Here is a 22,358-nt window from a genome sequence, read left to right as displayed (position 1 = left end):
CGGCTGCGGAGCGGTACCGCCCCGCACGCTTACCCGGTATTATCGCCATGAACTATCCACGCCTCATGATATTACTTCTGTTGACGCTATTCATCCACTCCGGATGGGTGATGGCGCGCAATGTTCGCGTCATTATTCCGGGGGGCGAAGTACACATGCGCGGGCGGCTCACGCACGGCGCATGTGTCGTCAGCGCCGACAGCAAGGATTTACATGTTGATATGGGGCAGTACACCACACATGGGTTTGAACGAGTCGGCGATTTTTCTGAACCGGGGATTCCGTTCACCATCAGGCTGACAGAGTGCCATTCCGGCCTTGAAGGCGGTGTTGGTATTACGTTCACCGGCGTAACCACCCCTAAGGAGCCAGATCTCTTTCTGGTCAGCGCTTCTGATGCTTACCCGGTAGGCGTTTCCGGGCGCGACAGCTTTAGCGGCCTGGGATTGCTAATTACCGATCAGACGGGTCACAAGGTCGTACCCGGCAGCGTTCCGGCTCTGTTTTTCCATCCAGACGGAAACGATATGTCGCTTCATTACGTTGCCCGTTATCGGTCAACGTCCCGGAGCGTCTGCCCGGGGAGTCTGCACACTGAAGTCCGGTTTGATATCGCTTATCCGTAACGTTCATTGACTTAAGAAACAGGTTATAACATGCAGAAAACAGCTTTTTTATTGCCCTTTGCCGCTCTGGCGCTTTTGCTATGCCAGCCCGCAACGGCAGGAGGCATCGCGCCCGGCGCCACGCGCGTAATCTATCCAGAAAGCGACAGCCAGGCTTCACTTGCCGTCACCAACAGCGACGGTCATGAACGTTATCTGATTCAGGCATGGGTAGAAAATGAGCAGGGGCAGCATGATCATGACTTTATTGTCACTCCGCCTCTGTTTGCCGCAGCACCCAAAAGTGAAAATACCCTTCGCATCGTCTACACAGGCAAGCCGCTGCCACGGGACCGCGAGGTGGTCTACTGGATGAATATTAAGGCTATCCCCGCGATGGACCATGAAGCATCCAAAGGTGCCAATACACTTCAACTGGCTGTCCTGTCAAGAATGAAGCTGTTTATGCGCCCAGATGGGCTGAATATTAGTGAGTCTGAGTCTGCGGATCAGCTGCGATTTCAGCAGACAGCTAGTGAGGTCCTCATTAAAAATCCGACCCCCTACTATCAGTCGCTTGTCAACCTCAGCGTCGGCAACCGCAAGCTCGAAAACACAATGGTTGAGCCGTTTGGTCAGCGCACGCTAAAACTGCCTTCGGGTACCTCAGGACCAGTGCATTATCAGACGGTAAACGACTATGGAGCCATTACTGCGCAGAAAACGGGCAAGGCATCTTAGCGTGATACGCCGCATTCAACCTCAATACAAGCACACTGCACGAAAAGACAGCCACTCAGCTCTAAAAGTAAGATTATGTATCGGTTAAACTATAAAATATTGCGCATCTCGTACCGGCTTCCCCGCCTGCGTTACTTCGTGCTTGCCGTATTTGTTGCACTGACAGGTTCTGCCCGCGCTCAGGACTGGTTTAACCCTGCCTTTTTATCCCAGGATGGTGGTGAGGTGGCAGACCTCTCCCGTTTTGAAAACGGTGCCGGACAGCTGCCGGGCGTATACCGGGTAGATATCTGGGTAAACGATACGTTCGCGGCAACCAGTCCCCTGCGTTTCGACGCCGTCAAGACGGCGCCTGCCGCCGGTAGCTCAAAGAATGACGGTACGGGGCTGATGCCCTGTCTGACTGTCAAGTGGCTAAAGCGGCTGGGGGTAAACACCACATTGGTTGAGAAGCTGAAAAAACTGCACGACGACAGTGAGTGCGTGGATTTTATGCGACTCTTTCCCGGCGCATCCTCCTGGTATGACTTTTCATCACAGCGCCTGACTCTCACCTTTCCACAGGCGGTTATCCAGAACAGCGTCAGGGGATATATTTCCCCCGAGGAGTGGGATGAGGGGATCAATGCCGGTCTGCTTGACTACACCCTCACCGGCAGCAAGGGGAACGACAGCAGCAACTACTATCTTAATTTGACCAGTGGCCTGAACCTAGGGGCCTGGCGTCTGCGTAACAACGGTGCCTGGACCTATTCCGATTATGCCGGTGGATACCGTCAGCATAAGTGGCAGAACATTTCCACCTATGCTGAACGCACAATGATTCCTCTTAAAAGTGAACTGGTGCTGGGCGACAGCAACAGCGCCGGAGAAATCTACGACAGCCTGGGGTTTCGCGGTGTCCGACTCTCCTCTTCAGACCCTATGTATCCGGATAGTCAGCAGGGCTTTGCGCCGACTATTCGCGGCATTGCGGCAGGTCGTTCACAGGTTACGATCCGGCAGAACGGCTATGTTATTTACCAGAATACGGTGCAGTCCGGCGCTTTTGAGATTACCGATCTCAGCGCCACGTCATCAAGCGGTGACCTACAGGTTACAGTTAAAAGCGAATCGGGAACAGTACAGACATTCGTGGTGCCTTACTCAACGGTTCCCCTGCTGCAGCGCGAGGGGCGTCTGAAATATGACGTAGTGGCCGGTCGCTATCGTAGCGAACTGTCGGATAAGGGCGCTCCGCTTTTCATTCAGGGCACGCTCGCCAGAGGATTTACCGGCGGCGTGACGCTGTATGGTGGAACGCAGGTAGCGAAACAGTACAACTCTGCCGTGGCCGGTGTGGGCATGAACCTCGGTACCTGGGGTGCCGTATCAACGGACGTGACCACCGCCCGCAGCGAACTGGCCGACGGCAGCTCGCACTATGGTCAGTCGGTACGCTTACTGTATGCTAAATCGCTGAACAACTATGGCACCACCTTTCAGCTGCTCGGCTACCGTTATTCCACCCGAGGGTTTTATACACTTGATGAGGCAGCGTGGAATGTTATGAACGGCTATCAGTACGAGTGGAAGGACGAAACCGATGGTCGTGGACGGCAACGGGAGCCTGTCAGCTATCACGATCTGCGCAACAGCAAAAAGGGACGATTACAGGTGAGCGTCTCACAGCAGATATCGGACATCGGATCGCTGAACCTCACCGCTACTCGACAGGATTACTGGAACAGTAGCAGCGACACGTGGTATCAGGCAGGATTTTCCAGCGGCTGGAACGGCATTAACTACACCCTCTCTTACTCTCTGAGCCAGAGCCATGGCATGCCAGGCACCGACCGCCTGGCGTCACTGAATGTCTCGATACCGTTTGGCCGCTGGCTGGGGCATAACATGACGGAGCATGACCGACTCAACAGCATGTATGCCACGGCCCAGATGAGCCGCGACCAGGACGGCATCACTCATGTGCAGACTGGCGTGACCGGCACATTGCTTGAAGGTAACAACGTGACTTACAGCGTGACCCAGGGTCGCAGTAGCCGGAGCGGCGGCAGCGGCAGCCTGAATGCGAGCTGGCAGGGTGCGGTGGGCCGCGCCAGCGGCGGGTACAGTTACAGTCAGAATGAGCATACCTGGAACTGGGACCTTTCCGGCGGCATGGTGGCACATGCGAATGGCCTTACCTTTAGCCAGTCGCTGGGAGACACTAATGTGTTGATCAAAGCGCCGGGCGCGAAGGGCGTACATGTGGAAAACGAAACTGGGGTCAGCACCGACTGGCGGGGCTATGCGGTGATGCCCTATGCCACAAATTACCGGCGTAACCGCGTTGCGCTGGATGTAAAAAGTCTGGACATGCATACCGACCTTGAAGATAGCGTACAAAATGTGGTGCCGACGCAGGGCGCTATCGTGCGGGCTGAATACCGGACCCACGTGGGGCTGCGGACCATGTTCAGCCTGACGCATGACGGGCATCCCGTCCCGTTCGGCACAGTGGTGACTGAAAAAAGTTCTGGCACCACCGGCATTGCTGATGATACCGGTGACGTTTACATGACAGGGGTGCCGCTTAAAGGGATACTGGAGTTGGTCTGGGGGAACGGTGACAGCGGAAAATGTCGGGTACATTATATTATGCCGAACGGGAGTGAAAAGTTACCCGTAGTTCGGGTGTCACTGGACTGCAGGAAAGTTGAGAGGAACAAATGATTTATAAGTTTAAAAAGCCACTTTCTTTACAACAAATTTGCGTCTGGGTCTTTCTTTATGTTTTTTTTATGTTGAATTTAATGAAGCCTGCCGAAGCTGCGGTTTGTTCGAACAGCAAAGACATAATTGATAACATTAACTATGATATTACTCATAATATCTCCATTTTAAATAATCAGCTTGGGTCTACCTTTGATATTACTAAAAATGCTGGCGTTAACATTAACGTAGCCGCAATTTGTCCCTCTGGAGTTGGGGTGAATTATACCTACAGAAGCTACATCTCTCCTTACTCTGTGATTGACAGAGATGGAAACTATCAATATGTAAAATTGAACGACTATCTTAAGGCAGCTATTTCCATAAAAGATTCCTATGCAGGAACCTTTTATCCTCCTGCTCAATATATACATATGGGAAATGATTCTAGAGTATCGAAAAATAAACCTTTTTCGGTAAATGATTCAGATCTTAAATTTCGGTTTAAACTGATAAAATCTTTCGTTGGTAGCGTTAATTACGAGTTAAACCCAGCATTTTATGTATACGTAACAACAACCGATACCGATCCTTTAAATAAAGTTGTTTACACTATTTCTTATTCGGGAAAAATGATCGTCCCTCAAAGTTGTGAAATTAACGCTGGCCAAGTCATCAATATGGACTTCGGTAACATCGCTGCACCAGTCTTTTCACAAGCGGGCGCAGGCAACAAGCCTGCAGGCGTTAATCCCCAAACCCGAAGCGTTGGCATTAAGTGCAAAAACATTGATGCTGAAGCTCTGCTCTCCCTGCGCATTGAGGCGGATAAGATTAATGGCAACGCTCTTGTATCTGATAACCCGGATCTGGGGTTTGTCATTGCAGATAGTAAGTATAAGGTGCTGACGCCGAACAATATCAACAGCAAGATCCCGTTCAGGCTGGATGATAACGCTTCTGCCTCCGTTCCTGTCAGCGCCTGGCCTGTCAGCGTCACGGGGAATAAACCGGTGGCAGGCCGGTTTACATCGGAGGGCTATGTGCGTGTCGATTTTGACTGAGTCCGGTATTCCTGAACCAACACTAACCTCTCGCACCGCGTCTGTTTTTGCTGCCGCTCTGCGCAGCCTGATTCTGAGCTTGCTGATGCCCTTAACACACGCCCATGCAAAAGGTGTACTCGGCGAAGTTAACATCAGGCTTTCAGGCACGGTAGTCGCACTGGGCTGTACCGTTAATCCTAATGACGTCGACAAGCCGGTTCAACTTGGCGAATGGACAACTAAACAATTGAAAAAGGCGGGGGAGAAAACATCGCCTGTTCCTTTTAGCATTCATCTTACGGGATGCACTGCTAGCGGCGTTACTACCGCCTTCACGGGCCAAAAGGATAGGGTCAATCCCGAACTCCTCGCGCTCAGAAGTGTTGGTGATGACTACGCCACGGGAATTGCGGTGCAGATTATGGACAGCAGTGGTCAGCGCATCCCTATAAGCAACAACTCAACCCGGCAAGTGGTCGATGAGAACGGAAATGTCACTCTGAACTTCCAGGCCAGCTATGTCACCACCAGTAATAATGTCAGACCCGGCACGGCCGATGCCGACACTGAATTTACGCTGACCTACGACTGATTGCAGGCGACTTCTCTGATTTTTACCCGGTCAACCGCACTGGTGAATTACTGCCATGGCGCGTCACTCTGCCCGGGGAATAATCTCCGGGTCATCCTGTCAATACGGTTCTGGCTGTACGCTTACGATTTTTTGCGTTGATTCGTGGCGGCAAAGACCATGCCAGACCTGCCTGTCGGAAGCGGACAAAGAGTTTGCAGGCCGTAGATTTTTGGATGTCTAAACGGCGCGCTGTCTCAATGCGCGGCAGTTTTTCATTAAAATGGAGACAGAGAACTTCAGGGAGCCATGTCCGGTCTTTCACGCGATAGTGTCTATTAAAAATGATGGACAATATTTTCCCGGAACCTGAGTCTGCTGCACAGACAGCCTAAATGAGACGCTTACCAATAATCAGGACGCGATGGCGGTTGAGAAACTGGCTGAAGGCATTCGTCAGTTCGCCATGGACCAGCAGAATCTGAAAGATATGTTGTCTGCCAGACTCTGACGTTTCTTCAGTGCTTATGAGATTCGTTTACAGATAATGTGGCCTGCACCCTGAAAGGTGAAGCCAGTGACGGGGCGGGAAAACTACCCGCCCTTTTTACAGCACGTAGAAATAAATTGCGCAAAAGTGACAAATGCTGCCACCCAATACAAACCCGTGCCAGATAGCATGGTTATAGGGGATTCGGCGCGACACATAAAAAATCACACCCAGCGAGTAAATAATCCCCCCAGCGGCCAGCAGCCACACACCACCAGCTGAAAGCTTCACCGCTAGCTGATAAATCACCACCAGCGACAACCAACCCATACTCAAATAGGTTACCAGTGATAGCGCTTTGAAACGGTGAGCAATCGTCAGTTTAAAAATGATGCCTGCCAGCGCCAGGCTCCAGATCACCGCCATCAGTCCGGTGGCCAGCGGTGATTTCAATCCTACCAGCAAAAATGGCGTATAGGTTCCGGCGATCAGCAAGTAAATCGCGCAGTGATCGAACTTTTTCAGCCAGGGTTTAGCGCGCGGATGTGGAATAGCGTGATACAGCGTCGAGGCAAGAAACAGCAAAATCATGCTGCCGCCGTACAGGCTGTAACTGGTAATGGCTGTGGCCCCCGCGCCCATTTCCATCGCCTGTGTCAGCAACAATATCAGCCCAACGACACCAAACAGGCAACCCAGACCGTGACTGATGCTGTTAGCAATCTCCTCTGCCAGAGAATACCCCGGTAGCAATAAACGGTTAGCGGTCATAAAAGGGGTCCTTCAAAAAGTAGCAACTGCGGAATATCTGAGCACCAGAGTAACAGGAATAATTTCAGTGTACACATGTACGCCAAAATTAATCTGCCGCCGTCGTAATAATTCACAGCCGTTCTGAAACTGACAAACTGCCTGTCGCTCCACTGCACAATACGTATTTTTTTGGTGGTCCCGTGCTACGGGCTTGCCAGCTTTCTTACCGTCAAAATGCAGGTTTAACCACTCATCAACAGACACCACCAAAACGCCAGTTATATGACCATTCACGCGTTGGCAGAACAGCCCGGTGTCAGTCGCGAATCGGTAAAACTCAGTCCGCAACTTTTATCTTAATCAACAGGCAATAACGCTCTGTTCCCATTGCCAACAGGCGATTGCACTGTTTGCCGCAATGAGTTTTAAATCTTTCCCACCCCAATTGCCTGAGCGTATGCCTTTCCAGAAGGCGACGAATAACAGGCAAAAAAAGCGTTAGCCGGTATTAACAGGTGTTTGCCAGCAACGGCGAAAGTTGCAAACCGTCAACGCCGCCGCTCTCACTGTGGCGTTTAACGTCCACCTGCGGCATCAATAATGCTGCCGGTGATATAAGATGCGGCATCGCTGGCTAACCAGACAATCGCTTCGGCAATCTCTTCTGTCTGGCCGCCGCGCCCCAATGGAATAGCGCTGGCGACACGATCTACTCTGCCCGGTTCGCCGCCGTCGGCATGCATTTCGGTATAAATGAATCCAGGCCGTACCCCGTTAACGCGAATGCCCTGCTGCGCCACTTCCAGCGATAAGCCTTTAGTGAGCGTATCCATTGCGCCTTTTGACGCCGCGTAATCCACATATTCACCCGCAGCACCCAGCCGCGCTGCCGCCGAAGAGACGTTAACGATAGCGCCACCTTTACCGCCGTGATGTGTGCCCATGCGTTTCACCGCTTCACGACAGCAAAGAAAAGTACCTGTGACGTTGGTGGCGAAAACCTGCTGAATGCGCGCCGCCGTCAGCTCTTCGACGCGACATTGCTGAAATAAAATTCCGGCATTGTTAACCAGTACGGTTAACGTCGCGTCTTCTGCATCCAGCCGCTGAAACAGGGTCATTAGCTGCGCTTCATTGGCGATATTGGCCTGTACCGCAAAGGCTTCGCCCCCCTGGCGCTGAATTTCTGCCACCACTAACAACGCGTCCGCTTCACGCTGATGATAATTGACCGCTACGCGATAACCCTTTTTCGCCAGCAATAGCGCGGTGGCGCGTCCAATGCCGCGGCTGGCACCGGTGACTAAGGCAAGTTCCATCATTGTCTCCCGATCTTTATTTTCTTTAACAGAAAAGAGCCGAAACCGGCCCTTTAAGTCAAACGCGTTTGCTGTATTTATCCTCAATCATGCTCGTTGCAGGAAGGCGATAAGTGAATGCATCCCAGCGTTCTTCCTGAAGTAAGCGATCCGGGTGAATACGCATAACCAACGCACGAGGCAACGTATGACGGATAAATCAGGCGTACTCACTCATCGGCACGCACGAGCAGAACAAATTACGGTCGCCGAACACATCATCCAGACGCTTCACCGTCGGCCAGTATTTGTTGTGGCTACCTGCCGGGAACACGGCCAGCTCACGGCTGTAAGGATGGGTCCATTCGCCGACCACCTCCATCTGGGTATGCGGTGCGTTAACCAGCGGATTGTCGTCCGCTGGCCATTCTCCATCAGCTATGCGATCGATCTCCATACGGATTGACAACATTGCATCAATAAAGCGATCCAGCTCAATTTTATTTTCTGATTCGGTCGGCTCAACCATCAGCGTACCGGCAACCGGAAAGGACATAGTCGGCGCATGGAAACCGTAATCAATCAGGCGTTTAGCAATATCAAGCTCACTGATACCGGTTTGCTCTTTCAACGGACGAATATCAAGAATACATTCATGCGCTACGCGGCCATCACGACCGGTATACAGAACTGGATAAGCAGATTGCAGACGGCTGGCTATATAGTTGGCATTCAGAATGGCTACTGAACTGGCCTGTTTCAGACCTTCCGCACCCATCATACGAATATACATCCAGCTGATTGGCAGGATTGACGCGCTACCAAATGGCGCAGCGGATACCGCGCCCTGCTGCGTCAGGATACCATCAATTTGCACCACGCTGTGACCCGGCACAAAAGGCGCCAGGTGCGCTTTTACGCCGATCGGTCCCATACCCGGACCGCCACCGCCGTGTGGAATGCAGAACGTTTTGTGCAGGTTAAGGTGCGAAACATCCGCCCCAATATAACCTGGCGTAGTAATACCGACCTGCGCGTTCATGTTTGCGCCATCAAGGTAAACCTGGCCGCCATACTGATGCACGATCTGACACACTTCGCGGATAGTTTCTTCATACACGCCGTGAGTCGATGGGTATGTCACCATGATGCAGGAAAGCCTGTCGCCCGCCTGTGCGGCTTTTTCCCGCAGATCGCCTAAATCAATGTTGCCCTGTTTATCGCAGGCGACGACTACCACGTCCATACCCGCCATTTGCGCAGAAGCGGGGTTAGTACCGTGGGCGGAGCTGGGGATCAGGCATAAATGACGATGTCCTTCGCTACGGCTTTCGTGATAACGGCGGATGGCCAGCAGGCCGGCATACTCACCCTGCGCGCCGGAGTTTGGCTGCATGCACAGCGCATCATAACCGGTTAATTGCACCAGCCATTGTGACAGCTGCCCAATCATCTGCAGATACCCTGCCGCCTGCTCTGCCGGGCAGAAAGGATGGAGTTCAGCGAATTCAGGCCAGGTGATGGGGATCATTTCTGCAGCGGCGTTGAGTTTCATGGTACAGGAGCCCAGTGGAATCATTGCCTGGTTTAGCGCCAGATCCTTTTTCTCCAGGCTGTGCATGTAACGCATCATTTCAGTTTCACTGTGATGACGGTTAAACACCGGATGAGTCAGAAGATCGCTTTGACGCTGCAGCCCTGCCGGAATCGACTGGCTGTCAGCGGCGACTTCGCTGTCAAGTTTATCAATGTCCTGACCGTGTGCATCGCCCAGCAGAATCGCAAACAGCGCGCTGACATCTTCGCGACACGTAGTTTCGTCCAGCGTAATGCCCACGGCGTTATGGATGTCGCTACGCAGGTTCACACCAAAGCTGATTGCACGGCTCAGCACGCCAGCTTTATCCGCAACTTCCACCGTCAGCGTGTCAAACCAGTGCTTATGACGCAGCTGCAGGCCGCCGTTTTGCAGACCCGCAGCCAGAATATTGGTAAAGCGGTGAATGCGTGACGCAATGCGCTTCAGGCCCCCCGGGCCGTGAAAAACAGCATACAAACCGGCGATGTTGGCCAGCAATACCTGTGAAGTACAGATATTGGAGTTAGCTTTCTCACGACGGATATGTTGCTCACGGGTTTGCATCGCCATACGCAGCGCGGTATTACCTGCCGCATCACGAGAAACGCCGATAATGCGACCTGGCATGGAACGTTTATGCTCATCACGGCTGGCAAAGAATGCGGCGTGAGGCCCACCGTAGCCCATCGGCACGCCGAAACGCTGCGCTGATCCAAAGACAATATCGGCGCCCTGCCTGCCCGGTGCTTCCAGCATGACTAACGACATAAAATCAGCCGCGACGCTGACGATCACTTTGCGCGCTTTCAGCTCGGTAATCAGCTTGCTGTAATCATGCGCTTCGCCGGTAGTGCCAACCTGTTGTAGCAGCACGCCAAACAGATCAGCGTGATCCAGCACGTTGTCAGCGTGATCGATAATCAACTCGAAACCAAAGGTCTCTGCGCGGGTTCGTACTACGTCCAGCGTTTGCGGATGAATATCCTGGGCGATGAAGAATTTATTGGCCGTTTTTAGCTTGCTGATGCGCTTCGCCATCGCCATCGCTTCGGCAGCAGCGGTAGCTTCGTCCAGTAATGATGCGGACGCCACATCCATGCCAGTCAGATCAATAGTGACCTGCTGGAAATTTAACAGCGCTTCAAGGCGGCCCTGTGAAACTTCTGGCTGATAAGGCGTGTAGGCCGTGTACCAGCCCGGATTTTCCAGCATATTACGCAGAATAACGGGTGGCGTAATCACCGCGCTGTAACCCATACCGATCCAGGATTTATAACGCAGATTCTGGCTGGCAATGGCTTTCAGTTCTGCCAGTGCCTGCTGCTCGGTAACGGCCTCTCCTACGGCTGGCGGGCCAGGTAGCTGAATATCCGCAGGGACGACAGAGCCGATCAACGCCTCCAGCGAACTGGCACCGACAGCATCAAGCATGGCCGCTTGTTGCTCTGGCGAAGGACCGATATGGCGCTCAATAAATGCGCCGTTGTGTTCAAGCTGGCTGAGAGTCTGGTTCATTAGCAGTAAATCCTGAATCGGGCTGGGAAACTAAGGAAGCAACAACAGGTGCGGCCTCTCTGTGAGGCCGCGTAACGATTATTCGTCAATAGACGCTTTATAGGCATCCGCATCCAGCAACGAGTCGAACTCTGACTCATCACTGGCTTTAATTTGAAACAGCCAACCCTCTTGATAGGGATCGTTATTAACCGTTTCCGGTGAATCGTCCAGGGCTTCGTTAACAGCAACAATCTCACCACTGACTGGCGCGTAGATGTCCGAAGCCGCTTTTACAGATTCCGCGACTGCGCACTCTTCACCAGCCGCAAAAGTTGCGCCAACGTCAGGCAGATCGACAAAGACCATATCGCCCAGCAATTCCTGCGCATGTTCGGTAATCCCTACGGTGTAAGAGCCATCAGCGTTCTTACGCACCCACTCATGGCTTTCACGATACTTCAACTCATTTGGCACATTGCTCATCGCCATTCTCTCCTGAATAAAGTTACTGGACCGGCTTACCGGCGCGAACAAAAATGGGTTTGGTGACGTTTACCGGTATTTCACGGTTACGAATTTCCACTACCGCTCTGGTGCCAACGCTGGCCGGAACACGCGCTAAGGCAATGCTGTAACCCAACGTTGGTGAGAAGGAGCCACTGGTAATAATGCCTTGTTGTGGCTGGCCGTGTTCATCGGTAAAGCGCACAGTCAACCCGTTACGCAATACCCCTTTTTCGATCATTACCAGGCCAACCAGTTTTTCAGTGCCCTGCTCGCGCTGTGTTTCCAGCGCTGCGCGACCAATAAACTGGCGATCGCTGGGTTCCCAGCTGATGGTCCAGCCCATGTTGGCCGCCAGTGGCGAAACACCTTCATCCATCTCCTGGCCATATAAATTCATACCCGCTTCCAGACGCAGCGTGTCACGTGCGCCCAAGCCCGCAGGCTTCACACCTGCCGCCACCAGGCGCTGCCAGAACTCCGCCGCTTTGCCCGCAGGTAAGGCGATTTCATATCCGGCTTCGCCGGTATAACCGGTAGTCGCGATAAAAAGATCATCCGCCTGTACACCAAAAAATGGCTTCATTCCCTCCACCGCCTGACGCTGTTCGGCGCTGAGCAGGGTCTGCACTTTCTGCTGTGCCTGCGGCCCCTGAACGGCAATCAGTGCCAGATCGTCGCGCTCGGTCAGCGAAATACCATAGGCTTGTGCATGTTCACCGATCCACGCGAGATCTTTCTCACGCGTGGCTGAGTTCACCACCAAGCGGAAGAAATTTTCGTTCATAAAGTAAACAATCAAATCGTCAATGACACCACCTGATGCGTTCAGCATGCCGGTATAAAGCGCTTTACCAGGCTGGGTGAGTTTCGCGACGTCATTAGCCAGCAGGTAACGGAGAAACTCACGGGTTCGTGGGCCTTTCAGATCAACGATAGTCATATGAGAGACATCAAACATGCCGGCGTCATTGCGCACCGCATGATGTTCATCTATCTGGGAACCGTAATGCAGCGGCATCATCCAGCCATGAAAATCCACCATGCGGGCACTACAGAGCTGATGCTGTTCAAACAAAGGCGTTTGCTGAGTCATAATCATCCTGTACAGAAGCGAGTGAGGTACAACGAGCGTCACATTCCGAGCCGACGCAAACGTTCTCTTTGCGCTGACGTTACCACCGAATGTAGCGATTAACCATAAGCAGAACGGGGTCGAAACGCGACGCATAGCGTAGCCAACTTCGATTGCAGGCAGGATAAAAAACCATGTTTTTGTGATTTATCACACAATAAATACAGCGATATTATTTATTCACAGCAAATTTATGCGGAATGCTACGCAGGATGTAAAAAAAACACTTTGGCAAAAACGATTTCAGATAAATAAAAGTAATGCGAATGTGGGCGCAAAATTAGAATAAATCAAACGAGGCACAATTAAAGGGCACCTCCGCCTTTTTATTGTGCAACCGAAAAGCAGACATAAAAAAACCAGCAAAAATGCTGGTTTCTGAAGCACGGTGATTAGCGTAGCCAGTCAGGCATATCATTCAAGCCCATCGCCTGCTTTAACATCACAGGCTTTACGCCTGGTAGCGTGTCTGCCAGCTTAAGCCCGACATCTCTCAGCAGTTTTTTCGCGGGATGATGACCCGCAAATATTTCACGAAAGCTTTGCATGCCCGCCAGCATCAGCGCCGCGCTGTGTTTACGGCTGCGTTCATACCGACGCAGATACAAGTGCTGTCCTATATCTTTACCGTCCTGTTGCAGGCGACGAATTTCGCTAATTAATTCTGCTGCATCCATAAAGCCAAGATTAACCCCCTGACCTGCCAGCGGATGAATAGTGTGAGCGGCATCGCCAACCAGTGCCAGCCTGTGGGCAGCGAAATTGCGGGCATAACGCGCCGTAAGCGGGAACGATTTACGCTCGCTTTCCAGATGGCACTGACCAAGGCGCATATCAAACGCGACCGCCAGCTGTTGATTAAACAGCGCTGCGGGCATGGTTTCCAGGCGGCTTGATTCCTGCGGTGATAGCGACCAGACAATTGAGCAAAGATGTGGGTCCTGCATGGGCAAAAACGCCAGGATGCCATCACCATGAAATACCTGCCGGGCGACGGCATCATGCGGTAAATCGGTGCGAATATTAGCAACCAGCGCATGATGATCATAATCCCAGAAGGTCACGGGAATATCGGCTTTATTTCGCAGCCATGAATTCGCGCCGTCGGCGGCAATAAGCAGGCGCGCACTTAACATGCTGCCGTCCTGCAAGGTGATAAAGGCTTCGTTATCGCCAAATGCTACCTGCTGTAGCTGCGATGGCGCCATTAAAGTCACGTCACTGCAAACGGCGGCGCGCTGCCACAGCGCACTGTGGATGACGGGATTCTCAATAATATGACCCAGGTGCGACAAGCCCTGTTGCTCATCATCAAAAGAGATGGAACCGAAGCTGTCCTGATCCCACACTTCCATACCGTGATAAGCGCTGGCACGCAGCGACAGAATAGTCAACCAGACGTCCAGCTTTTGCAGCAGACGCTCGCTGGCGGCGTTAATCGCTGATACGCGAATAGACGGCGATGCATTAGCATCAAATTGTGGTTCAGCCGCTTTTTCCAGCACGGCAACACGCAGCCCGCTGCCCTGCAAGCCACAGGCAACCGCCAGACCCACCATGCCGCCACCGGCGATCACCACATCAAAAGTTTGCATCGCTGTTCCTTAATTAACGCTTAACCCAACCCAGCGTGCGCTCGGCCAGTTGTTTTCGCAGCCACGGCAGATGATCCATCGCCAGTAAGCCCAGATTTCTGCCAGCAATTAGCGGGGCGTGACGATTGGCAAATAGGCGCACCAGGCCGTCGGTGATGCCAATAGTTGTTGCACGATCGCGCTCACGACGCTGTTGATAATGATGTAAAACCGGGTAGCTGCCAGCATCCTGTTGATGACGATGCGCCGCCGCCAGCGTTTCCGCTAAAGACATGACATCACGCAGCCCCAGGTTGAAGCCTTGCCCGGCGATCGGATGCAACGTTTGCGCAGCATTCCCCACTACCGCGACGCGGTGCGTAATTTGCTGCGTCGCCTGCTGCAAAGCCAGGGGATAACATTCTCGCTGGCCGGTCTGGATAAATTTACCTAAGCGCCAACCAAAAGCACGCTGTAGCTGCATTAAAAACTCGCTGTCGCTCCAGCTTTCAATCTTGCTACGTGCGGCTAAAGGATGACACCACACCAGTGACAGTCGATTGTCCGACATCGGTAACAACGCCAACGGGCCGTGCTCGGTAAAACGTTCAAAAGCGCGCCCCTGATGCGGCTGTTGCGTCGTCACGTTAGCAATCAACGCCAGTTGCTGATAGTCCTCGGTTTGCCACTGGATCCCACACGACGCGGCAAGCGCAGAGCGTGAACCATCAGCAGCGACTAATAATGCCCCTTCCAGCTGCTCGCCACTGTCCAGCGTCACCCGGACCTTATCCTGGGTGCGCGACGTCTGGGTAACGCGCGCCGGACAACGTAAAGTAACGCCGCGTGCTTGCTTTAACCTGGAAAACAGACGTTGGCCGACATCAAACAGTTCAACGACCTGTCCGAGTGCAGGGATACCGTATTCTTCCGCGTTCATGGAAACGAAGCCCAGGTGACCGCGATCAGAGACATGGATATGCGTAATCGGCGTGGCGCAACTTTCGAGGCTGTGCCAGAGATTAATATTTGCTAATTGCTGGCAGGTGCCTGCCGCCAGGGCAATGGCACGGCCATCGTAGCCAGGATGTGCGCGGCTGGTGGGTTCGCGGCTTTCAATCAGCGTTACCGGCAACTGGCCTTGCGTTAAATGTGAAATCGCCAGCGCCAGTGTCGCACCAGTCATCCCGCCACCGGCAATGATTATGCTCATGCGCGCTGCGCCGCCGCCATTAAGGCTTCGATCGCCTCAGCGTCTTTGACGACGCTGTCGGTGAGGTTTTCGTTGCCGGTTTCGGTGATAACAATGTCATCTTCAATGCGGATACCGATCCCACGGTATTCCGCTGGCACATCGGCGTCTGGCGCGATGTAAAGTCCCGGCTCAACCGTTAACACCATACCGGGTTCGAGAATACGATCACGGCCTGGCGTACCATAATGACCCACATCATGCACATCGAGACCCAGCCAGTGACCTAAACCATGCATATAAAACTGGCGATGCGCATCTTCAGCGATTAAGACATCAACTTCACCCTGCAGCACACCCAGCTCAACCAGACCCGTTACCATAATGCGCACCACTTCATCATTCACTTCGCGGATGCTGATGCCGGGGCGGAACATCGACAGCGATTTATACAGCGAAGCCAGTACAATGTCGTAGATGGCGCGCTGCGGCTCGCTAAACTTGCCGTTCACCGGGAAGGTGCGGGTAATGTCGCCCGCATAGCCATGAAATTCACAGCCCGCGTCAATCAACACCAGGTCGCCATCGCGTAGTTCAGACTCGTTTTCGGTGTAATGCAGGATGCAGCCATTCTCGCCAGAACCGACAATGGTGTTGTAAGAAGGGAAACGCGCGCCGTGACGGGTAAATTCGTGGTGGATTTCGCCTTCCAGCTGATATTCAAACATACCTGGGCGACAGCACTCCATCGCGCGCCTATGCGCCAGCGCGCTGATTTTTCCGGCCCGACGCAGAATCTCAACCTCTTCCGGACTTTTGAACAGGCGCATCTCATGCACCCAGGGGCGCCAGTCGGTAATTGTTGCAGGCGCGCTTAAATTCTGGCGGAAACCGCGACGCAGCTTGTCGAGCGCACTGAATACTAAGGTATCGGTTTCGGCATACTCACCTTGCGCGTGATAAACCACATCCAGGCCGTTCAGCAGCAAATGTAGCTGCTCGCCAATATCATCCCAGGGAAGCGCGCGATCTACGGCCAGCTTAGCGGGTGCAGCGTCTTGTCCCAGACGGCGACCAAACCAGACTTCAGCGGTAAGATCGCGCACGCGATTAAACAGTACGCTGTGATTGTGCGTTTCATCGCTTTTGATTAGCACTAATAACGCCTGTGGCTCATTAAAGCCGGTGAAATACCAAAAGTCGCTGTTCTGACGAAACGGATATTCGGTGTCATGGCTGCGGGTGACTTCCGGCGCTGCGAAAATTAACGCCGCGCTGCCTGGCGCCATTTTTGCTAATAATGCCTGACGACGCTGCTGAAAAGTTTCCAGTGAAATCATGTCTGCATTTCCCGTTGAGATAAGTGCGTGAGTATCCTGAGATGTCCGACTTAATGTAGCGTAGGTTTCTGCACTTCAGGTGCGGTAGGCTGCGGATGATTAAAGGTGTCATGGCACAGCAATGCCGCTACGCGCACGTATTCAATGACCTCTTCAAGCGACTGTTCGAGCTCTTCCTGATCTTCATCCTCGTCATAACCGAGCTGCCCGATGGTGCGCAAATCATCAATCGCTTCGCCGGTTTCGCCGGTCACTTTGTCCAGTTTAGGCTGTGTGACGCCGAGACCAAGCAGAAAATGGTTTACCCAGCCAGCCAGCGCATCGGCACGGTCAAAAACCGTGATGTCATCGTCATCTGGCAACATCAGCTGAAAGAGGAACCCTTCGTCTTCCAGCGCCTCTGCAATGCTTTCATGCAGGGATTGCAGGGGTAATGACAGGCTTTGCGAAAAAGCGATGCCTTCATTGGTTAAGTCATGCACCAGCGTTTTCCAGCTCGGGTCCTGATTTCCGCCACAAAGGATGCCGCTAATCAGCCCATGCATTTCCGCTGGTGTCATCCCAACACCTTGCTGCGACAGCGCCGCCGCCAGCGCGTTGTAATTGGGGGTTGCGTTCTGTAAGGACATAAGTTTTCATCGTCGTTGGCAGAATAAGTTCGTGTTATGCTACCACTAGCTGCCTCAAGGTTTCCAGAAAAGGGGTTGTAACTTATTTAGCGGGTCTATATAGTTGCCCGCCTCCCAAGCCGTTGACCGCTAAGGGAGTTGCGGGCTAAGTAATCAGTCAGGAAGGTGGCATGTCTGCACAACCGGTAGATTTACAAATTTTTGGTCGTTCGTTGAGAGTGAATTGTCCGCCTGAACAGCAAGATGCGCTGAATGCAGCGGCTGAAGACCTCAATCAACGGTTGCAAGATCTAAAAGTTCGCACTAGAGTCACCAATACAGAACAACTGGTGTTCATCGCCGCGTTAAACATTTGCCACGAGCTGGCGCAAGAAAAAAACAAGACGCGTGATTATGCTGCTAACATGGAACAACGCATCAGAATGTTACAGCAGACGATTGAACAAGCATTAGTTGAGCAAGGTCGCATAACTGATCGTCAGGATGCGAAGTTCGAATAAAACTTCATGGTCGCGATAACAACGACGATGAAGTAAAAATTCTCTGAGATGTTTGCATGTGGGCCAGTCCCCTGAGCCGATATTTCAAAAAAACAGAATGTGACGCTCCGTAACCTGTGAGCATGCTCGGTTCGTCCGAGAAGCCTGATGGTTGCGACGGCATGTTCACCTTGAACCAAGGGTTCAAGGGTTACAGCCTACGGCGGCATCTCGGAGATCTCCTCTTTAGTAGTCCTGCTTTCCTTCCCCGTGTTGCATGATATAGTTGCGGCATCAGCGACTTATCCTGCGGGGAAAGCATGTCACACCCTTCTCTGTTACAACGGTATGATATTCGTCAGCATGTGCGTCATCTGCGCCGCGCCTTAACCGCTGAACAGCACGAAACCGCCGCTGATCTGCTGGCAGAACATGCCATCAATTTTGCTCCGGTTACTGAAGCGCAAAATATCGCTCTGTTTCTGTCAGTGGATGGCGAGCTCAATACACGCCCGCTGATTGCCAAACTCTGGCAGCAAAAAAAGCATATCTATCTGCCGGTCTTACATCCTTTCTCGCCAGGGAATCTGTTATTTCTGCGCTACTCGCCTGACACCGTCCTCACCCCCAATAAATTGCGTATTCCTGAACCGCCACTGGATATTCGTAACATGATTATGCTCGATCAGCTCGACGTGATGATGGTGCCGCTGGTGGCATTTGACTGTCAGGGACAACGATTAGGTATGGGGGGCGGGTTTTACGACCGCACGCTACAGAACTGGAAGCAGCATGGATTTTTGCCGGTTGGTCTGGCACATGATTGCCAGTTGGTGGATGCCCTTCCGGTCGCAGCATGGGATGTGCCATTACCGGCCATCTTAACGCCGTCAAAGCTGTGGTTATGGGAGTAAAAAAGAGGCGCCAGTAGCGCCTCTTTCTCTGAGGATCAGTAAAGCAAGCGTGCGCGGATGGTGCCTGGAATGGCCTTCATCAGCTGCAATGCTTTATCTGCCCGCTCTTTCTCTGCATCAATATCAATTACCACATAGCCCATAAACGGCGACGTTTGCAGATACTGTGCGGCGATATTCACGCCCTGCTCAGTAAAGATCTGGTTGATAGCGGTCAGCACACCCGGACGATTTTCATGGATGTGCAGCAAGCGACTGGCGCTGGCACCGTGCATGGGCAATGACACTTCCGGGAAATTTACCGCCGAAAGAGTAGAACCGTTATCGGAGTATTTAGCCAGCTTGCCAGCCACTTCAATCCCGATGTTTTCCTGCGCTTCTTCGGTTGAACCACCGATATGTGGCGTCAGGATCACGTTATCAAACTCGCTCAGCGGAGAAATAAACGGATCGTTATTGGTTGCCGGTTCTACCGGGAAAACATCAATTGCGGCGCCGCCTACCTGCTTGCTTGCCAGCGCTTCACACAGAGCTGGAATATCCACTACCGTTCCGCGTGAGGCATTAATCAACAGCGCGCCTGGCTTCATCTGCGCCAGCTGCTCAGCCCCGATCATGTCCTGAGTAGATGCGGTTTCCGGCACGTGCAGGCTTACCACATCACTCATGTTCAGCAGTTCATTCAGGCTACTCACCTGGTTAGCATTGCCGAGCGGCAGCTTATTTTCGATGTCATAGAAATAAACATACATGCCCAGGCTTTCAGCCAGCACGCCTAACTGCATCCCAATATGACCATAACCAATAATGCCGAGTTTTTTGCCGCGTGCTTCAAACGAACCTTTCGCATTTTTATTCCAGATTCCGCGATGCGCTTTGGCATTCGCTTCAGGAATACCACGCAGCATGAGCAGCATTTCACCAATAACCAGTTCGGCAACCGAGCGGGTATTAGAGAACGGGGCGTTAAACACCGGAATACCACGCTTAGCAGCGGCCTCCAGATCGACCTGATTAGTACCAATGCAGAAACAGCCAACGGCTACCAGCTTTTCAGCCGCTGCAAAGATCTCTTCGGTCAGTTGGGAGCGGGAACGGATACCGATGAAGTGTGCGTCACGGATGGATGATTTTAACGCCTCCGAATCCAGAGCACCTTTGTGGAATTCAATATTGGTGTAACCTGCTGCACGCAGGTTAGCCAGCGCGCTCTGATGGACACCTTCCACCAGCAGGAACTTAATCTTGTCTTTTTCCAGTGATACCTTTGCCATTTCCCGACCCTATTCAGAATTCAATGAGGACTGCCATAAGCCAGCCTTCTGTCAAAATATCAAAATTTACGCGTCCGGCAATACAAACGATTGCCTTGCTACCAGCACGGCAACGTCCAGTAGCAGCACATTGCCGTACAAAATCGGGATCTGAGCAAATAAGAAAGAATGAATCCGCTGTCGATGGCGCTTATGTGACATAAGTCACCAAATTTCACCTGAGCGAGAAAAGATATTTCACGAGCAAAAATTACCGGCGCGCTGAAGGCGCCGGATAGATCATTTCTTGATAGTTCTTACGCCGTCCGGGCCACCAATCAGCGCTATATCCGCGCCACGCGTGGCGAAAAGGCCCACCGTCACTACACCAGCCAGTGCATTGATGTTTTTTTCCAGCGCAATCGGATCGAGAATTTTCAGATTATGCACATCGAGAATAATATTGCCGTTGTCGGTGACGACTTTCTGGCGATATTCCGGCAATCCTCCCATTTTCACTAATTCACGTGCCACGTAGCTGCGCGCCATCGGAATCACTTCAACCGGCAATGGAAACCGGCCCAGCACATCCACTTCTTTAGAGGCATCGGCGATACAGATAAATTTTTCAGCCACTGCCGCGACAATCTTCTCACGCGTTAGCGCTGCGCCACCGCCTTTGATCATCTGCATGTGTGGATTGATTTCATCCGCCCCATCCACGTAAACCGATAACGTATCGATTTCGTTGAGGTCAAACACGTGAATACCGAGGCTTTTCAGTTTTTGGGTTGAGGCTTCCGAGCTTGATACCGCGCCTTCAATCTGATGCTTCATGGTGGCAAGTGCATCGATAAAGTGTGCAGCGGTCGTTCCGGTGCCTACGCCAACAACGGTTCCCGGTTGCACATAGTCAAGTGCAGCCCAACCTACCGCTTTTTTCAGTTCATCCTGGGTCATGATATGTTTAAAACCTGTGCGACAACGAAGTGCGCGTAGTATAAAGCAAGGCTTGTTAAAAGTGCCTGGCTGATCGTGGTGGATTAAGCGCTTTGGAAGCCAGCCCACAAAAAAATCAGACATCCGTCACATGTGACACTTTTATGGCATAGTAACGTCCACCCTGAAGGAGAGAGAAAAAAAGTGAAACGCCCCGATTATCGAACGCTTCAGGCGCTGGATGCTGTGATTCGTGAACGCGGCTTTGAGCGCGCCGCACAAAAATTATGTATTACCCAGTCAGCGGTCTCGCAGCGTATCAAACAGCTGGAAAACCTGTTTGGGCAGCCGCTGCTGGTGCGTACCGTTCCCCCCCGCCCGACCGAGCAGGGACAAAAATTACTGGCCTTGCTGCATCAGGTTGAGCTGCTGGAAGAAGAGTGGCTGGGCGGCGATGATAATAGCGGCACCACGCCGCTGCTGTTGTCGCTGGCGGTCAACGCCGACAGTCTGGCGACCTGGCTGCTTCCGGCACTGAAAGATGTGTTAGCTGACTCGCCAGTTCGCCTGAATTTGCAGGTAGAAGATGAAACTCGCACTCAGGAACGTTTACGCCGCGGTGAAGTGGTTGGTGCGGTCAGTATCCAGCCGCAGCCGCTGCCAAGTTGCCTGGTTGATCAGCTGGGTGCGCTGGATTATCTGTTTGTGGCTTCGCGTGATTTTGCCGATCGCTTCTTCCCAAATGGCGTCACGCGGTCGGCACTATTGAAAGCCCCTGCGGTCGCGTTTGATCATCTGGATGATATGCATCAGGCGTTTTTACAGCAGAATTTCGACTTATCACCCGGCAGCGTGCCTTGTCATATCGTTAACTCGTCGGAAGCCTTTGTGCAGATGGCGCGCCAGGGTTCTACCTGCTGTATGATTCCGCATCTGCAGATTGAGCGCGAACTGGCGAGCGGGGAGCTGATTGACTTAACGCCGGGGCTGTATCAGCGTCGCATGTTGTACTGGCATCGCTTTGCGCCAGAGAGTCGTTTAATGCGTCGGGTAACGGATGCGCTAATCGCGCATGGACATCGTGTATTGCGTCAGGATGATGTTGCGGCATAAAACAAAGAAACGGGG

19 protein-coding genes, 1 other RNA gene and 1 pseudogene are annotated in these 22,358 nt (G+C 52.5%); 10 read left to right on the top strand and 11 right to left on the bottom strand.

Translation table 11 applies throughout. From position 1 onward, the window contains the following. Positions 1 to 65 precede the first annotated feature (65 nt). The 6 genes and pseudogenes from H2P46_RS16500 to H2P46_RS23040 form a co-directional block, all read left to right on the top strand. Entirely contained in the window at positions 66 to 626 is a 561-nt protein-coding gene (locus H2P46_RS16500; RefSeq protein ID WP_193405996.1) for a fimbrial protein, read from the top strand. Between the two features lie 30 nt (positions 627 to 656). Next, a complete protein-coding gene (locus H2P46_RS16495) occupies positions 657 to 1,346 on the top strand; it encodes a fimbria/pilus periplasmic chaperone (protein ID WP_193405995.1) in 690 nt (229 codons plus the stop codon). 75 nt (positions 1,347 to 1,421) lie between these two features. After that, entirely contained in the window at positions 1,422 to 4,058 is a 2,637-nt protein-coding gene (fimD, locus tag H2P46_RS16490; protein ID WP_193405994.1) for an outer membrane usher protein FimD, read from the top strand. Between the two features lie 68 nt (positions 4,059 to 4,126). After that, positions 4,127 to 5,101, top strand: a complete 975-nt coding sequence (locus tag H2P46_RS16485) for a fimbrial protein (protein WP_193406029.1) — start codon at positions 4,127 to 4,129, stop codon at positions 5,099 to 5,101. Continuing rightward, the gene (locus tag H2P46_RS16480) at positions 5,085 to 5,675 is read left to right on the top strand and encodes a fimbrial protein (RefSeq protein ID WP_193405993.1); all 591 of its coding nucleotides are present in this window, start codon (positions 5,085 to 5,087) and stop codon (positions 5,673 to 5,675) included. The genes H2P46_RS16485 and H2P46_RS16480 overlap by 17 nt, the downstream gene beginning before the upstream one ends. A 388-nt stretch (positions 5,676 to 6,063) precedes the next feature. After that, positions 6,064 to 6,165: pseudogene (locus tag H2P46_RS23040) on the top strand (transaldolase); the annotation flags it as partial. Positions 6,166 to 6,261: 96 nt separating this feature from the next. Here the strand turns inward: H2P46_RS23040 and trhA are convergent. The 9 genes from trhA to H2P46_RS16430 all read right to left on the bottom strand — a co-directional run bounded on the left by trhA (position 6,262) and on the right by H2P46_RS16430 (position 17,645). After that, entirely contained in the window at positions 6,262 to 6,915 is a 654-nt protein-coding gene (gene trhA / locus H2P46_RS16470) for a PAQR family membrane homeostasis protein TrhA (protein ID WP_193405992.1), read from the bottom strand. Between the two features lie 557 nt (positions 6,916 to 7,472). Then, a complete protein-coding gene (locus H2P46_RS16465; protein WP_193406028.1) occupies positions 7,473 to 8,216 on the bottom strand; it encodes an SDR family oxidoreductase in 744 nt (247 codons plus the stop codon). A 199-nt stretch (positions 8,217 to 8,415) separates the two neighbouring features. Then, positions 8,416 to 11,289, bottom strand: coding sequence for an aminomethyl-transferring glycine dehydrogenase (gene gcvP / locus H2P46_RS16460; protein ID WP_193405991.1), 2,874 nt, complete (start codon positions 11,287 to 11,289; stop codon positions 8,416 to 8,418). 78 nt (positions 11,290 to 11,367) lie between these two features. Then, on the bottom strand, positions 11,368 to 11,754 hold the full coding sequence (gene gcvH / locus H2P46_RS16455) for a glycine cleavage system protein GcvH (protein WP_193406027.1): 387 nt from the start codon (positions 11,752 to 11,754) through the stop codon (positions 11,368 to 11,370). A 22-nt stretch (positions 11,755 to 11,776) separates the two neighbouring features. After that, on the bottom strand, positions 11,777 to 12,871 hold the full coding sequence (gcvT, locus tag H2P46_RS16450; protein WP_193405990.1) for a glycine cleavage system aminomethyltransferase GcvT: 1,095 nt from the start codon (positions 12,869 to 12,871) through the stop codon (positions 11,777 to 11,779). Positions 12,872 to 13,302: 431 nt separating this feature from the next. Continuing rightward, complete coding sequence (gene ubiI, locus H2P46_RS16445; RefSeq protein ID WP_193405989.1) at positions 13,303 to 14,505, bottom strand: FAD-dependent 2-octaprenylphenol hydroxylase; 1,203 nt, start codon at positions 14,503 to 14,505, stop codon at positions 13,303 to 13,305. Positions 14,506 to 14,518: 13 nt separating this feature from the next. Next, the gene (gene ubiH, locus H2P46_RS16440; RefSeq protein ID WP_193405988.1) at positions 14,519 to 15,697 is read right to left on the bottom strand and encodes a 2-octaprenyl-6-methoxyphenyl hydroxylase; all 1,179 of its coding nucleotides are present in this window, start codon (positions 15,695 to 15,697) and stop codon (positions 14,519 to 14,521) included. After that, a complete protein-coding gene (gene pepP, locus H2P46_RS16435) occupies positions 15,694 to 17,016 on the bottom strand; it encodes a Xaa-Pro aminopeptidase (RefSeq protein ID WP_193405987.1) in 1,323 nt (440 codons plus the stop codon). The genes ubiH and pepP overlap by 4 nt, the downstream gene beginning before the upstream one ends. A gap of 50 nt (positions 17,017 to 17,066) precedes the next feature. Beyond that, a complete protein-coding gene (locus tag H2P46_RS16430; protein WP_193405986.1) occupies positions 17,067 to 17,645 on the bottom strand; it encodes a YecA/YgfB family protein in 579 nt (192 codons plus the stop codon). A 170-nt stretch (positions 17,646 to 17,815) separates the two neighbouring features. Between H2P46_RS16430 and zapA the strand changes: the two genes are divergently transcribed. The 3 genes from zapA to H2P46_RS16415 all read left to right on the top strand — a co-directional run bounded on the left by zapA (position 17,816) and on the right by H2P46_RS16415 (position 19,038). Beyond that, a complete protein-coding gene (gene zapA, locus H2P46_RS16425) occupies positions 17,816 to 18,145 on the top strand; it encodes a cell division protein ZapA (protein WP_006120829.1) in 330 nt (109 codons plus the stop codon). Positions 18,146 to 18,182: 37 nt separating this feature from the next. Beyond that, positions 18,183 to 18,366, top strand: a non-coding RNA gene (gene ssrS / locus H2P46_RS16420) — 6S RNA. A gap of 78 nt (positions 18,367 to 18,444) precedes the next feature. Next, positions 18,445 to 19,038: a 5-formyltetrahydrofolate cyclo-ligase gene (locus H2P46_RS16415; protein WP_193405985.1), complete on the top strand. Its 594-nt coding sequence runs from the start codon at positions 18,445 to 18,447 to the stop codon at positions 19,036 to 19,038. A 35-nt stretch (positions 19,039 to 19,073) separates the two neighbouring features. Here H2P46_RS16415 and serA read toward each other — a convergent pair whose 3' ends face one another. Together serA and rpiA are read right to left on the bottom strand one after the other, a co-directional pair. Next, on the bottom strand, positions 19,074 to 20,312 hold the full coding sequence (serA, locus tag H2P46_RS16410) for a phosphoglycerate dehydrogenase (RefSeq protein WP_193405984.1): 1,239 nt from the start codon (positions 20,310 to 20,312) through the stop codon (positions 19,074 to 19,076). A gap of 279 nt (positions 20,313 to 20,591) precedes the next feature. Further along, the gene (gene rpiA / locus H2P46_RS16405) at positions 20,592 to 21,251 is read right to left on the bottom strand and encodes a ribose-5-phosphate isomerase RpiA (RefSeq protein ID WP_193405983.1); all 660 of its coding nucleotides are present in this window, start codon (positions 21,249 to 21,251) and stop codon (positions 20,592 to 20,594) included. 183 nt (positions 21,252 to 21,434) lie between these two features. Here rpiA and H2P46_RS16400 point away from each other — a divergent pair, with 183 nt between their 5' ends. After that, positions 21,435 to 22,343 carry a LysR family transcriptional regulator ArgP gene (locus tag H2P46_RS16400; protein WP_193405982.1) on the top strand — a complete coding sequence of 303 codons (909 nt, stop codon included), beginning with the start codon at positions 21,435 to 21,437 and terminating at the stop codon, positions 22,341 to 22,343. The last annotated feature ends 15 nt before the right edge of the window (positions 22,344 to 22,358 follow it).

Origin of the sequence: Mixta mediterraneensis (genome assembly GCF_014946725.1) — a bacterium.
Taxonomy (GTDB): domain Bacteria; phylum Pseudomonadota; class Gammaproteobacteria; order Enterobacterales; family Enterobacteriaceae; genus Pantoea; species Pantoea mediterraneensis.
Note: the sequence above shows the minus strand (reverse complement) of the source record. Positions and strands in the feature narration are given on the sequence as shown.

Coding starts and splice junctions, on each gene's coding strand:
- trhA (WP_193405992.1), bottom strand. CDS start 6,915: ATGACCGCTAACCGTTTATTGCTACCGGGGTATTCTCTGGCAGAGGAG.
- ubiH (WP_193405988.1), bottom strand. CDS start 15,697: ATGAGCATAATCATTGCCGGTGGCGGGATGACTGGTGCGACACTGGCG.
- fimD (WP_193405994.1), top strand. CDS start 1,422: ATGTATCGGTTAAACTATAAAATATTGCGCATCTCGTACCGGCTTCCC.
- zapA (WP_006120829.1), top strand. CDS start 17,816: ATGTCTGCACAACCGGTAGATTTACAAATTTTTGGTCGTTCGTTGAGA.
- H2P46_RS16495 (WP_193405995.1), top strand. CDS start 657: ATGCAGAAAACAGCTTTTTTATTGCCCTTTGCCGCTCTGGCGCTTTTG.
- H2P46_RS16500 (WP_193405996.1), top strand. CDS start 66: ATGATATTACTTCTGTTGACGCTATTCATCCACTCCGGATGGGTGATG.
- gcvH (WP_193406027.1), bottom strand. CDS start 11,754: ATGAGCAATGTGCCAAATGAGTTGAAGTATCGTGAAAGCCATGAGTGG.
- H2P46_RS16430 (WP_193405986.1), bottom strand. CDS start 17,645: ATGTCCTTACAGAACGCAACCCCCAATTACAACGCGCTGGCGGCGGCG.
- ubiI (WP_193405989.1), bottom strand. CDS start 14,505: ATGCAAACTTTTGATGTGGTGATCGCCGGTGGCGGCATGGTGGGTCTG.
- gcvT (WP_193405990.1), bottom strand. CDS start 12,871: ATGACTCAGCAAACGCCTTTGTTTGAACAGCATCAGCTCTGTAGTGCC.
- serA (WP_193405984.1), bottom strand. CDS start 20,312: ATGGCAAAGGTATCACTGGAAAAAGACAAGATTAAGTTCCTGCTGGTG.
- gcvP (WP_193405991.1), bottom strand. CDS start 11,289: ATGAACCAGACTCTCAGCCAGCTTGAACACAACGGCGCATTTATTGAG.
- rpiA (WP_193405983.1), bottom strand. CDS start 21,251: ATGACCCAGGATGAACTGAAAAAAGCGGTAGGTTGGGCTGCACTTGAC.
- H2P46_RS16415 (WP_193405985.1), top strand. CDS start 18,445: ATGTCACACCCTTCTCTGTTACAACGGTATGATATTCGTCAGCATGTG.
- H2P46_RS16485 (WP_193406029.1), top strand. CDS start 4,127: ATGTTGAATTTAATGAAGCCTGCCGAAGCTGCGGTTTGTTCGAACAGC.
- H2P46_RS16465 (WP_193406028.1), bottom strand. CDS start 8,216: ATGGAACTTGCCTTAGTCACCGGTGCCAGCCGCGGCATTGGACGCGCC.
- pepP (WP_193405987.1), bottom strand. CDS start 17,016: ATGATTTCACTGGAAACTTTTCAGCAGCGTCGTCAGGCATTATTAGCA.